Annotated in this window: 10 protein-coding genes; all 10 read right to left on the bottom strand. The window is 64.4% G+C overall.

Annotated elements, in window-relative coordinates; translation table 11 throughout:
• Positions 1-17: 17 nt before the first annotated feature.
• The 10 genes from urtE to GEV39_RS22160 all read right to left on the bottom strand — a co-directional run bounded on the left by urtE (position 18) and on the right by GEV39_RS22160 (position 12375).
• Positions 18-716: an urea ABC transporter ATP-binding subunit UrtE gene (gene urtE / locus GEV39_RS22205; RefSeq protein ID WP_054904943.1), complete on the bottom strand. Its 699-nt coding sequence runs from the start codon at positions 714-716 to the stop codon at positions 18-20.
• Positions 717-862: 146 nt separating this feature from the next.
• On the bottom strand, positions 863-1720 hold the full coding sequence (gene urtD / locus GEV39_RS22200; RefSeq protein WP_029885711.1) for an urea ABC transporter ATP-binding protein UrtD: 858 nt from the start codon (positions 1718-1720) through the stop codon (positions 863-865).
• Complete coding sequence (urtC, locus tag GEV39_RS22195) at positions 1717-2796, bottom strand: urea ABC transporter permease subunit UrtC (RefSeq protein WP_173891235.1); 1080 nt, start codon at positions 2794-2796, stop codon at positions 1717-1719. Before urtC ends, urtD begins: the two co-directional genes overlap by 4 nt.
• Positions 2796-4283, bottom strand: coding sequence for an urea ABC transporter permease subunit UrtB (gene urtB, locus GEV39_RS22190; RefSeq protein WP_173891234.1), 1488 nt, complete (start codon positions 4281-4283; stop codon positions 2796-2798). The genes urtC and urtB overlap by 1 nt, the downstream gene beginning before the upstream one ends.
• 138 nt (positions 4284-4421) lie before the next feature.
• Positions 4422-5687: an urea ABC transporter substrate-binding protein gene (gene urtA / locus GEV39_RS22185; protein WP_173891233.1), complete on the bottom strand. Its 1266-nt coding sequence runs from the start codon at positions 5685-5687 to the stop codon at positions 4422-4424.
• Positions 5688-5871: 184 nt separating this feature from the next.
• Positions 5872-7278, bottom strand: a complete 1407-nt coding sequence (gene cycA / locus GEV39_RS22180) for a D-serine/D-alanine/glycine transporter (RefSeq protein ID WP_173891232.1) — start codon at positions 7276-7278, stop codon at positions 5872-5874.
• A gap of 641 nt (positions 7279-7919) precedes the next feature.
• A complete protein-coding gene (locus tag GEV39_RS22175; RefSeq protein WP_173891231.1) occupies positions 7920-9287 on the bottom strand; it encodes a PepSY-associated TM helix domain-containing protein in 1368 nt (455 codons plus the stop codon).
• Positions 9288-9344: 57 nt separating this feature from the next.
• A complete protein-coding gene (locus tag GEV39_RS22170; protein ID WP_173891230.1) occupies positions 9345-11375 on the bottom strand; it encodes a TonB-dependent copper receptor in 2031 nt (676 codons plus the stop codon).
• Between the two features lie 66 nt (positions 11376-11441).
• On the bottom strand, positions 11442-11867 hold the full coding sequence (locus tag GEV39_RS22165) for a DUF2946 domain-containing protein (RefSeq protein WP_173891229.1): 426 nt from the start codon (positions 11865-11867) through the stop codon (positions 11442-11444).
• Positions 11868-11889: 22 nt separating this feature from the next.
• Entirely contained in the window at positions 11890-12375 is a 486-nt protein-coding gene (locus GEV39_RS22160) for a copper chaperone PCu(A)C (protein ID WP_009683277.1), read from the bottom strand.
• Positions 12376-12389: the final 14 nt, after the last annotated feature.

Here is a 12389-nt window from a genome sequence, read left to right as displayed (position 1 = left end):
AGTACGGTGCTTGCAGGTTAAATGGTTACCAGGCCGCGCACACCCTCGGCTTGCATGTTTTCGCCGCGCCCGCGCTGCACGATCTCGCCACGGGCCATGACCAGGTACTGGTCGGCCAGCTCTTCGGCAAAATCGTAGAACTGCTCCACCAGCAGGATCGCCATGTCCCCCCGTGCGGCAAGGCGACGGATGACGGCGCCGATTTCCTTGATGACCGACGGCTGGATGCCTTCGGTCGGTTCGTCGAGGATCAGCAGGCGCGGCCGGCTGGCCAGGGCGCGGCCAATGGCCAGCTGTTGCTGCTGCCCGCCAGACAGGTCGCCGCCCCGGCGCTGCTTCATTTGCTCAAGCACCGGGAACAGCTCGTAGATGAAGGCAGGCACTTCGCGGGCCTCTCGCGCGGGGAAACGCGACAGGCCCATCAGCAGGTTCTCCTCGACGGTCAGGCGCGGGAAAATCTCACGGCCCTGGGGCACGTAGGCAATGCCGGCGTGTACGCGTTGCTGGGGTTTGAGCGCGGTAATCGGTTTGCCTTCCCATTCGATGCTGCCATCCCGGGCGGGCACCAGGCCCATCAGGCAGCGCAGCAGGGTGGTCTTGCCGACCCCGTTGCGGCCCAGCAGGCAGGTCACTTCGCCGACTTTGGCTTCGAAGGAGAGGCCGCGCAGAATGTGGCTGCCGCCGTAGTACTGGTGCAGGGTGTCGATCTTGAGCATGTTGGTGTTCCTGAAAGTGTTGCTGTGCCTGTGCCGGCCTATTTGCGGGTGAACCCGCTCCTACAGGGACCGCACAGATTTCAAGACTTGTGCATTACCTGTGGGAGCGGGTTTACCCGCGAATAGGCCGGCACAGGTATCCCTGTCTAGCGGCCCAGGTACACCTCGACCACCCGCTCATCCGCCTGCACCTGCTCCAGCGACCCTTCTGCCAGCACACTGCCCTGGTGCAGTACAGTCACGTGGTCAGCGATGCTGCCGACAAACCCCATGTCGTGCTCGACCACCATCAGCGAATGCTTGCCGGCCAAGCCCTTGAACAGCTCGGCGGTGAACTCGGTCTCGGCATCGGTCATGCCCGCCACGGGTTCATCCAGCAACAGCAACTGCGGCTCTTGTACCAGCAGCATGCCGATTTCGAGGAACTGCTTCTGCCCGTGCGACAGCAGGCCCGCCTGGCGCTGGGCCAGCGGCAGCAGGCGCAAGGTGGTCAGCACCTCTTCGATGCGCTGGCGCTGCTCGCCGCTCAGCCGTGCAGCCAGGCTGGCCCATACCGATTTGTCGGTCTTCAGCGCCAGCTCCAGGTTCTCGTACACCGTCAGCGCCTCAAACACCGTGGGTTTCTGGAACTTGCGGCCAATCCCGGCCTGGGCGATCTGGTACTCGCCCAGGCGGGTCAGGTCGAGGGTGTCGCCAAAGTAGGCCGTGCCGCTGTCTGGTCGGGTCTTGCCGGTGATCACGTCCATCAGGGTGGTCTTGCCGGCGCCATTGGGGCCGATGATGCAGCGCAACTCACCCACCCCGATGTACAGGTTGAGCGCGTTCAGCGCCTTGAAACCGTCAAAGCTGACACTGATGTCTTCCAGGCTCAGCACCGTGCCGTGGCGGGTATCCAGGCCCGCCTTGCGGGTGTGGCCCAGGCCAATGGCGTCGCGGCCGGCGCCGAGCGGGTCGAATACCGGTTCGAGCATGAATTCGGGATGCACCGGGGGCACGCCTCTCATGGCTGGCTCCTTTTTTTCAACAGGCCGACCACGCCCTTGGGCAGGTACAGGGTGACGAGAATGAACAGCGCACCGAGGAAAAACAGCCAGAACTCCGGGAAGGCCACGGTGAACCAGCTTTTCATGCCGTTGACCAGGCCGGCGCCGAGCAACGGCCCGATCAGCGTGCCACGGCCACCAAGGGCTACCCACACGGCGGCTTCGATGGAGTTGGTCGGTGACATCTCGCTGGGGTTGATGATGCCCACCTGGGGCACGTACAGCGCCCCGGCCAGGCCGCACAGCACGGCGCTGAGCACCCATACCAGCAGCTTGAAACCGCGCGGGTCGTAGCCGCAGAACATCAGGCGGTTCTCGGCGTCGCGCACTGCGGTCAGCAGGCGGCCAAACTTGCTGCGGGTCAGCCGCCAGCACAGGTACAGGCTGGCCAGCAGCAGGCCGACCGTCAGCAGGAACAACACGGCGCGGGTCCCTTGCGCGGTGATGTCGAAGCCCAGAATGGTGCGGAAGTTGGTGAAGCCGTTGTTGCCGCCGAAGCCGGTTTCGTTGCGGAAGAATAACAACATGCCGGCGAAGGTCAGGGCCTGGGTCATGATCGAGAAGTACACCCCCTTGATCCGCGAGCGGAAGGCGAACCAGCCAAACACCAGCGCCAGCAGCCCGGGGGCCAGCACCACCAGGCACAGGGCCCAGGCAAAATGCTGGGTTCCGGCCCAGTACCATGGCAGCTCGGTCCACGACAGAAAAGCCATGAACCCGGGCAGGCCGTCCCCGGCCGCCTGGCGCATCAGGTACATGCCCATGGCATACCCGCCCAGGGCGAAGAACAGGCCGTGGCCCAGTGACAGCAGGCCGGCGTAGCCCCAGACCAGGTCCAGGGCCAGGGCGACGATGGCGTAGCAGAGAATCTTGCCGACCAAGGTCAGGGTATAGGCCGACACTTGCAAGGCGTGGTCAGCCGGGAGCAGCGACAACAGCGGCAGGGCGACCAGCAGCAGGGTGACGACGGCGCCGACGGCCAGCGACAGGCGCGGCCCGGCCTTTTGCGTAGCAGTGACTAGCAGTGGCTGGTTCATCAGTCGATTACCCGTCCCTTGAGGGCGAACAGGCCTTGCGGGCGCTTCTGGATGAACAGAATGATCAACGCAAGGATGAGAATCTTGCCGAGTACGGCGCCGATCTGGGGTTCCAGCAGCTTGTTGGCAATGCCAAGGCCGAACGCCGCCCAGAGGCTACCGGCCAGTTGCCCGACCCCGCCGAGCACCACCACCAGGAACGAGTCGATGATGTAGCTCTGGCCCAGGTCCGGGCCGACGTTGCCCACCTGGCTCAGGGCTACGCCGCCCAGCCCGGCGATGCCCGAGCCAAGGCCGAAGGCCAGCATGTCGACGCGCCCGGTAGACACACCGCAGCATGCCGCCATGTTGCGGTTCTGGGTCACCGCCCGCACGTTCAGGCCCAGCCGCGTGCGGTTGAGCAGCAGCCAGGTCAGCAGCACCACCGCCAGGGCGAAGCCGATGATCACCAGGCGGTTGTAGGGCAGCACCAGGTTGGGCAGCAGCTGGATGCCGCCCGACAACCATGCCGGGTTGCTGACTTCGACGTTCTGCGCGCCGAACAGCAGGCGGATGGCCTGGATCAGGATCAGGCTGATCCCCCAGGTGGCCAGCAGGGTTTCCAGTGGGCGGCCATACAGGTGGCGGATGACCGTGCGCTCCAGCGCCATGCCGACGCCGGCGCTGATGGCGAAGGCCACCGGCAGGGCGATCAGCGGGTAGAACTCGATGGCACCCGGGGCATAACGCTGCACCAGCACCTGGACCATATAGGTGCTGTAGGCGCCGAGCATCAGCATCTCGCCATGGGCCATGTTGATCACGCCAAGCAGGCCGAAAGTGATCGCCAGGCCGAGCGCCGCCAGCAGCAGGATCGACCCCAGCGACAGGCCACTGAAGGCCTGGCCGAGCAGCTCGCCGAACAGCAGCTTGCGCTGCACCTGGGCCAGGCTGGTTTCGGCAGCGGTGCGCACGCCCGGGTCGCTTTCCGCGTCGGGTTGCAGCAGCGCTTCAAGGCGGGTGCGGGCCAGCGGGTCGCCGGTTTCCCCCAGCAGGCGTACGGCGGCCAGGCGTACGGCGGGTTCGCTGGCGCCCAGTTGCAAATTGGCCAGGGCCAGGCCCAGGGCCGCGTGTACGGCAGCGTCCGGCTCGCTAGCGAAGCGCCGGTCGAGGAACGCCATTTGCGCCGGTTGTGCGCTTTTTTGCAGTTGCTGGGCGGCAGCCAGGCGGGCGTCGCTGTCGTCGCTGAGCAACTGGTGGCTGGCCAGGGCATTGTCGATCAAGCCGCGCAGGCGGTTGTTCAGGCGCAGCTTGCGGGTGTCGTCGGGTGCGATGCGGCCCTGGCGCAGGTTTTCCAACAGCGGCAGGCGTGCAGCATCGGGTTGTGCTGCCCAGTTTTCGAGCAGTTGGGCCTGCTCCGCGGGCTTGGCGGTGAGGAAGAATTCGCCCTCGCTGGCGTGGGTTGCCAAGGGCATTAGCAGGAGAAGTGTGAGCAGCAGTCTGAGCATGCGGGCAATCCTGGAAATCGGTGTTGGATTCTTCGCGGGTAAACCCGCTCCTACAGGGATTTCACCGGTCCAGAGGGCAGTGGGGATCCTGTGGGAGCGGGCAAGCCCGCGAATGGGCTGCAAAGCAGCCCCCTGCACTCAGTTACCTTTCACGGCGTAATCTGGCCGCTTGTCATTGCCTGGAATGAACGGGCTCCATGGCTGCGCCCGCAGCGGCTGCTCGGTTTCCCAGACCACGCTGAACTGCCCGTCATCCTGGATCTCGCCGATCATCACCGGCTTGTGCAGGTGGTGGTTGGTCTTGTCCATGGTCAGGGTGAAGCCTGACGGTGCCTTGAAGGTCTGGCCGGCCAGGGCTTCGCGGACTTTGTCCACGTCGGTGGACTTGGCTTTCTCGACCGCCTGGGCCCACATGTGGATGCCTACGTAGGTGGCCTCCATCGGGTCGTTGGTTACCGCCTTGTCGGCACCGGACAGGCCCTTGGCCTTGGCGTAGGCTTTCCAGTCGGCGACGAACTTCTGGTTGACCGGGTTATCCACCGACTCGAAGTAGTTCCACGCCGCCAGGTGGCCCACCAGCGGCTTGGTATCGATACCGCGTAGCTCTTCTTCGCCCACCGAGAACGCCACCACCGGCACGTCGGTGGCTTTCAGGCCCTGGTTGGCCAGTTCTTTGTAGAACGGCACGTTGGAGTCGCCGTTGACCGTGGAGATGACCGCCGTCTTGCCGCCTGCGGAGAACTTCTTGATGTTGGCGACGATGGTCTGGTAGTCGGCGTGGCCGAAAGGCGTGTACACCTCTTCGATGTCCTTGTCGGCCACGCCCTTGCTGTGCAGGAAGGCCCGCAGGATCTTGTTGGTGGTGCGAGGGTAGACGTAGTCGGTGCCCAGCAGGAAGAAGCGCTTGGCGCTGCCGCCGTCTTCGCTCATCAGGTATTGCACCGCAGGGATGGCTTGCTGGTTGGGGGCGGCGCCGGTGTAGAACACGTTTGGCGACATCTCTTCACCCTCGTACTGCACGGGGTAGAACAGCAGGCCGTTGAGTTCCTCGAACACCGGCAGCACCGACTTGCGCGACACCGAGGTCCAGCAGCCGAACACCACCGCGACCTTGTCCTGGGTCAGCAGTTGGCGGCTCTTTTCTGCGAACAGCGGCCAGTTGGAGGCAGGGTCGACCACCACCGGTTCGAGCATCTTGCCGTTGACCCCGCCTTTGGCGTTGATTTCCTCGATGGTCATCAGCGCCATGTCCTTGAGCGACGTCTCGGAAATGGCCATGGTCCCCGACAGCGAATGCAGGATGCCGACCTTGATGGTTTCGGCGGCCTGGATACTCCAGCTCAGGCCCATTGCCGCAATCGATGCGCTGAGGGTAAAGGCCTTGATCAGACTACGACGCTTCATGTGCTCTCTCCGCTGGTTTTTATGTGTTGGGCAAGCGGGGAGGAGCTTTGCAAGGGGTGTGCCTAACGGCGAAACGGGCGGGATAGAGCGGTGGTGCGAGGTGTTGGGGCGTTTGCGCGGGCCAGCTTGGTGCCTGCGGCCTTTGCGTGCACAGGATTGGGGCCGCGGTGCGGCCCCCAGGCCATTAACCGTTGCGCACTGCGGAACGCGGCTGACGGCGGCTGCGCACGCCCTGATAAGTGGATGCCAGCAACAGGAACCAGATCGGCGTTACCACCAGCGCCGAGCGGGTGTCGGCTTCCAGGCTCAGCAACACCAGGATGAAGGCAAAGAACACCAGGCACACGTAGCACATGAAGCGCCCGCCCGGCATCTTGTACTTCGACGCCTGGTGCAGCGCCGCCCGTTGCTTGCGGTACTTCAGGTACGACAGCAGGATCAGCGTCCAGACGAACATGAACAGCACCGCCGACACCGTGGTCACCAGGGTGAATGCCTCGACCACGTTCGGCACCAGGTAAATCAGCACCGCCCCCAGCAGCAGGCAGGTGCAGGAGAAGTACAGGCCGTTGGCAGGTACCGAGCGGCTGGACAGTTTCTCGAATGCCCTGGGCGCATCACCTTCCTGCGACAGGCCGTACAGCATGCGGCTGGTGGAGAACACGCCGCTGTTGGCCGACGAAGCGGCCGACGTCAGCACCACGAAATTGATGATGCTCGCCGCGGCCGGCAGGCCGGCCAGCACGAACAGCTCGACGAACGGGCTCTTGCCCGGTACCACGTCGCGCCACGGGGTCACCGCCATGATCGCGATCAGTGCCAGCACATAGAACACGATGATGCGTACTGGGATCGAGTTGATCGCCCGCGGCAGGGTGCGCTCGGGGTTTTTCGCTTCGGCAGCGGTGGTGCCGACCAGCTCGATGCCAACGAAGGCGAACACGGCGATCTGGAAGCCGGCGAAGAAGCCCATCACCCCGTTGGGGAACATGCCGCCGTCATTCCACAGGTTGGCCAGCTGCGCCGTGCGCCCGCTGGGCGAGGTGAAGCCGGTGATGACCATATACAGGCCTGTGGCGACCAGGCCGAGGATGGCGACGATCTTGACCAGAGCGAACCAGAACTCCAGCTCGCCGAACATTTTCACCGTTACCAGGTTCAGCGACAGCAGCAGCGCCACGCAGGTCAGCGCGGGTATCCACTGTGGCAGGTCGGGGAACCAGAACTGTGTATAGGCGGCGATGGCGACAACATCGGCGATGCCGGTGACCACCCAGCAGAACCAGTAGGTCCAGCCGGTGAAGTAGCCAGCCCAGGGCCCGAGCAGGTCGGCGGAAAAATCGATGAACGACTTGTAGTTGAGGTTCGACAGCAGCAACTCGCCCATGGCGCGCATGACGAAGAACAGCATGAAGCCGATGATCATGTAGACGAAGATGATCGATGGGCCGGCCAGGCTGATGGTCTTGCCCGAGCCCATGAACAGGCCGGTGCCGATCGCGCCGCCGATGGCGATGAGCTGGATATGGCGGTTGGTCAGGTTGCGCTGCAGATGCGGTTCATCTGGCGCTGTGGGTGAGGTTTGCGTCATAGGCAGCATTCCCTTGTAAAGGTCAGTCTTCTTGTCAGAGGTAGCCGGCTAGGCTAACACGGGCGTCCCAATTCGGGGCGTGACAGATCGACTCTGCATTTGGGTAGCAGTGTGATGCCCGTCCCGGCCTCTCTACAAAGCCAACGCAGTTCGTTGTAGGAGCAACTGTCTTTCCCAAAATTTGACAAGCCTGCGCGATTCATTGTGGGAGCGGGCAAGCCCGCGAAGCAGGCGACGCGGTGTCTGGCACCGGCTGCGCCGGTGTTCGCGGGCACGCCCGCTCCCACAGGAACCGTGTGATCTTCGAGTCCTGCATTTTGTCTGTTGATCTACACCCTCTTCGGCTGAGGCAACACCAGATCCAGCCAAGGCTCGCCAGTCCTGAGCATCGCATTGAGTCGCACCATGAGGATGAATTTTTATGCCCTGTGGCCGCACCAGCGCATCGAGTGAAAGACTGGAAACATCGATATCCAAGAGGTGAGAGGACTTTGGCTTGGCCCACGCTTGTGATTCGAGATCAGCGCCGCATCCAACTGTTCGGGCTCTCGCCAAAGTGGAACGGTGAATGGCAGCTTCTGCTCCTACTCGTGCTCTAGGCACCTACGGCATTCAGCTTGTCATTCACCGCTCATGCACAATTAGGCGCTGGCCAACACCCGGCGGCGCCTCACCACCAGGCTGTCCACCGCCCACATCACTATCATCGACACCCCCACCAGCGGGAACATCACCCCCAGCACCAGCATCACCGCCACCGCCGCCTTCCAGCGCGGCAGGTCATGGCGCAGCGGCGGTACGCCCAGACCGCCCTCGGGCCGGCGCTTCCACCACATCACCAGCCCGCTCACCGAGCCCAGCAGGATCATCAGGCACACCAGCAGGATGATGACCTGGTTGACCACGCCAAACATCCTGCCTTCATGCAGCATCACCCCCAGTTCGGTGGCGCGGGCGACCGGGCTGTAGTCCTGCCAGCGCACGTCGGCCAACACCTTGCCGGTGTACTGGTCGACATGCAGGGTGGCGTCATTGCGCGGGTCATCGGCGAACACGGCGACGGTGAACACCCCATCGGCGGTGGTGGGCAGGGTAATGCTGTAGCCCGGCTCGACCTGCCGCGCGGTGGCAATGTCTTCGACCTGCTGCAGGCTTACCTGCGGGGCTGCGGGTTTGGCTGACATCATGTGGTGCCCGGCGTGTTCGGCATGCGCGCCAGACTGCGGCATGGGCGTATTTTCCATGGCCCACGGCACGGTCTGGCGGTGCGCGTCGTTCAGTTCGCCTGCCTGCTGGTCGGACTTGGGCACGTTGGTCCACATGGCCGCCGGGAAGCGGTTCCACAGTTCGGCGTACTGCTTGCCCCACAGGCCGGTCCAGGTCATGCCGCTGAGCAGCATCAACAGCAGCAAGGCCGAACCCCAGAACCCGGTTACCGCATGCAGGTCGCGCCACAGCAGGCGGCCACGTGCCGACAGCCGGGGCCACACTACCCCGGCGCCGGTGCGCCCGCGTGGCCACCACAGGTACAGGCCCGACACCACCAACACGATGCCCCAGCCGGCAGCCAGTTCCACCAGGCGGTCACCGACGGTGCCGACCATCAGTTCGCCATGCAGGGCACGGGCGATGGCCTGCAGGTTCAGCTTGCCGTCCTGTTCGCCGAGGACCTTACCGCTGTAAGGGTCAACGAAGACGTTCAATTCCCGCCCGCCGTCATGCACCACGAACTGCGCGCTGCGCTCGGCATTCAACGGCGGCAGGTATTGGCCCACGTGGCCCTTGGGGTAGGCCTGGTGCACCTCGGCCAGCAACGTATCGGCGGCCTGGCGATGATGGCCGGCTTCGACCACCATCAGGTCGCGGTACAGCACTGGGTCGAGTTGCGGCTTGAACAGGTAGATGATCCCGGTGATGGCCAGCAGGATCATGAAGGGGGCCACGAACAGCCCCGCATAAAAGTGCCAACGCCAGGCCAGGTTATAGAAACTGATGCGTGTTCCTCTCATGGGAACCTCCTTTTGACCCGCAGATGGGCGCAACCGAAGCTGCGCCCGTGGTTAGTGTCAGAAGCTGAAATCGACTTTGGTCCAGAACGTCCTGCCTGGCTCGTTGACCGGCTGTGGGTCGCTTGCCGGGTAGCCGAACCCGGCGTTGCCGGCCAGGTTCAGGTGCTCGGCGTACGCCTTGCCGAACAGGTTGTCGACCCCGGCGCTGAGCTTGAGGTTGGTGTTGACCTTGTAGGCGCCGTTGAGCGAGAACACGCCGAAGCCGGCGCTTTTTTCGTAGTCCTTGCCGACCACGTTGCCCTGGTTCTCGGCGATGCGGTTCTGCGCCGCCACCAGCCGCCACAGCGCACCGACGCTCCACACATCACGGCTGTAGGTCAGGCCCAGGCGGCTTTCCAGCGGGGGCATCTGCGGCAGCGCCTTGCCGTCACTGCTGTTCTTGCCCCACGCGTACGCCAGGCTGGCATCGGCCTTCCAGTGCTCGGTCAGCTGGTAGGCCGCGCCCAGTTCGCCACCCATGATACGCGCATCGACATTCTGGGCCTGCGAGGTGCTCATGCCCATCATGCCGGGGCGGTAGTCGAACAGGATGTAGTCACGGATCTGCCCGACATAACCCGAGGCCCAGGCTTCCAGGCGTTCGCTACGGTACTGGATGCCGAAGTCCAGCTGGGTGGTCTTCTCGGGCTTGATGCCGTCGAAAGCGTTGGCCGCACCGGGCGGTGCCAGCTTGGGCGAAAACAGCTCCCAGTAGTCGGGGAAGCGCTGGGCATGGCCCAGGCCAATGTAAGTGGTGGCTGGCAGGCCTGCCAGGTCATGTTCGTAGCGCACGAAGCCGCTGGGCAGGGTGGCCGCGCGGGTGTCGCCCTGGGTGGCGCTGCCTTGGCGGAAGTCGCGGGCCGAGGCGCGGTCCAGGCGGGCACCGCTGACCAGGCGGTCCTCACCCGTGGCGTACCAGGTCAGTTCGCTGAAGGCACCGTAGTTGTGGAAGTCGGCGTCCTTGGTCCAGGCCTGGCCCTTGTGCGCGTCCACGCCCATGCCGCCACGCTGGCGGTGCTCGTTGGTTTGCGCGTCGAGGCCGCTGATCAGTTGTACGTCGGCCCAGCGCCAGGTGGCCTTGATGCGTGCGCCCAGGGTGCGGCGGTCTACGTTGCTGACCATGGGCATGCCCATCATGCCGCTGCCCGAGGGCGTGCGCAGGCTGTAGTTGTCCATCACGTGGTCGGCGTAGTTGTAGTAGACCTGCGCTTCAAGCGTGTCCAGCACCTCGCCGAGGTTGGACTTTTCAAAGCGCAGGCCCAGGCTTTCGCGCTTGAACTGCGAGCCGTCCATGCCACGCCCGGCGTAGCGGGCTTCGCCATCGCCCTTGCCGGCGGTCAGCTCCAGCAGGGTGTCCTGGTCGGGCGTCCAGCCCAGGGCGACATCGCCGTTCCACTTGTCCCAGCGTGACGGCACGGTGTCGTTGTTACCGTCGTGATAGTCGTCCGAGCGCGACTGGTTGCCGACGAACCGTGCATAGGCCTGGCTGTTCCCGGCAGCGGCATCCAGCACTTTGTCGAAACGGCCGTTGGAGCCGGCCAGCAGGCTGGCATTGACCCGGCTGCCGAGGCTGCCGAACTGCTCGGGTTCGCGTTCGAACAGTATCGTGCCCGCCGAACCGCCTGGCCCCCAGATCACGCTCTGCGGGCCCTTGATAACGGTCAGCCGGTCATAGGTTTCGGGGGAAATGTAGGAGGTCGGCGCGTCCATGCGGTTGGGGCAGGCGCCGAGCATCAGCCCGCCATTGGTGAGGATGTTCAGGCGCGAGCCGAACATGCCGCGCAGGACCGGGTCGCCGTTGGTACCGCCGGCGCGGATCGCCGAGAAACCGGGAATGGTTTTCAGGTAGTCGGCGCCATCGCTGGCCGGCACCGGCTGGCGTGGGTCTTTCGGGTTGGTGACCACGGTCAACGGCGAACTCGGTGCCACGGCCGTGACGACCGTCGGACTCAGCTCGGCGGCCAGGGCTACCGGCGCAAGCAGCGAGCCGCACAGTGCGGCGATGGTCCCACGCAGGGACAAGGCAAAAACAGGGGTGCAGCCAGACATAATGATTCCAGTCGATCAGTCATGAGGTAGCGCGAAGCTCGCTGGCTTCGTGCACAAAATGTGGGTTCAGGTGCTGATCGAGGAAGGCGGTGCACGGCTGCGCGCACCGGGGAATACAGCCTGCCGGGCATGGCCCTGGTGCGTGGGTGCAATCAGGTGGCTGGTGGGGACGACGCTGCCGGCGCTGAGTGGGCTAAGGGCCTGGGGCAGGGCCGGGCAGTTGAACAACAGGCTGCAGTAGCCGCACTTTTCCCACATCACATGCAGCTGGCCGTCGCTGCCGTGGCCGTGATGGCTGCTGCCAGCGTGCTGATGGGCAGCCGGCATGTCCATCAGCATGCCCATGCCGGCGTGGTGGTTCATCGGCATCGCCTGGGAAATCAGCGGGCCGATGAAGATCATCCACATGGCGAACAGGCTCAGCCATCCGCCACCGGCGCGCCTGCGGTCAGGGCGGGTGGTACGGCGCATGCGGGGGTAGGGCAGGCTCATGGCCAGCGCCTGTCAGCTGCGGTCAGTGTGCGTGTTCGTGCGCTTGCGGCTGGTTCGCTGGCGCTTGCTTCTGCACGGCCACTTCGACGGTGACATCGCCGGCCTTCTCGAAGTGCAAGGTCAACGGGAAGCGCTTGCCATCGACCAGCAGGCTGCGATCCTTGGGCTGCATCAGCATCACGTGGTAGGCACTGGGGGCGAAGGTCAGGTCCTTGCCGGCGGGCACCACCACACTGGGTACCTGTTGCATTTTCATGGCCCCGTTGGCGCTCATGGCATGTTCGTGCAGTTGCGCATCATCGCTGATCGGGCTGTCGACGCTGAGCAGGCGGTCGTCGGCCTGGCCGTTGTTGTGCACCACGAAATACGCCGCCACGTTGGGTGCATTGGGTGGCAGTTGCAGCGACCAGGGGTGGGCAATGTGCAGGTCACCCACGCTGTATTCGTGGGCATTGGCGAAAGCGCCAGGCAGCATCAGGGCGGCCAGGACGAGGGCGTGCTTGAGCATGGTGAATCTCCGTT

The organism is Pseudomonas sp. NY5710, from assembly GCF_013305665.1.
Classification (GTDB): Bacteria; Pseudomonadota; Gammaproteobacteria; order Pseudomonadales; family Pseudomonadaceae; genus Aquipseudomonas; species Aquipseudomonas juntendi.
This window is presented reverse-complemented; position numbering and strand designations above follow the sequence as displayed.

What these genes read in the sequence shown, in the direction of transcription:
- urtB (WP_173891234.1), bottom strand. Translation starts at nt 4,283, where the DNA reads ATGCTCAGACTGCTGCTCACACTTCTCCTGCTAATGCCCTTGGCAACC.
- GEV39_RS22170 (WP_173891230.1), bottom strand. Translation starts at nt 11,375, where the DNA reads ATGTCTGGCTGCACCCCTGTTTTTGCCTTGTCCCTGCGTGGGACCATC.
- urtA (WP_173891233.1), bottom strand. Translation starts at nt 5,687, where the DNA reads ATGAAGCGTCGTAGTCTGATCAAGGCCTTTACCCTCAGCGCATCGATT.
- urtE (WP_054904943.1), bottom strand. Translation starts at nt 716, where the DNA reads ATGCTCAAGATCGACACCCTGCACCAGTACTACGGCGGCAGCCACATT.
- cycA (WP_173891232.1), bottom strand. Translation starts at nt 7,278, where the DNA reads ATGACGCAAACCTCACCCACAGCGCCAGATGAACCGCATCTGCAGCGC.
- GEV39_RS22175 (WP_173891231.1), bottom strand. Translation starts at nt 9,287, where the DNA reads ATGAGAGGAACACGCATCAGTTTCTATAACCTGGCCTGGCGTTGGCAC.
- urtD (WP_029885711.1), bottom strand. Translation starts at nt 1,720, where the DNA reads ATGAGAGGCGTGCCCCCGGTGCATCCCGAATTCATGCTCGAACCGGTA.
- urtC (WP_173891235.1), bottom strand. Translation starts at nt 2,796, where the DNA reads ATGAACCAGCCACTGCTAGTCACTGCTACGCAAAAGGCCGGGCCGCGC.
- GEV39_RS22165 (WP_173891229.1), bottom strand. Translation starts at nt 11,867, where the DNA reads ATGAGCCTGCCCTACCCCCGCATGCGCCGTACCACCCGCCCTGACCGC.
- GEV39_RS22160 (WP_009683277.1), bottom strand. Translation starts at nt 12,375, where the DNA reads ATGCTCAAGCACGCCCTCGTCCTGGCCGCCCTGATGCTGCCTGGCGCT.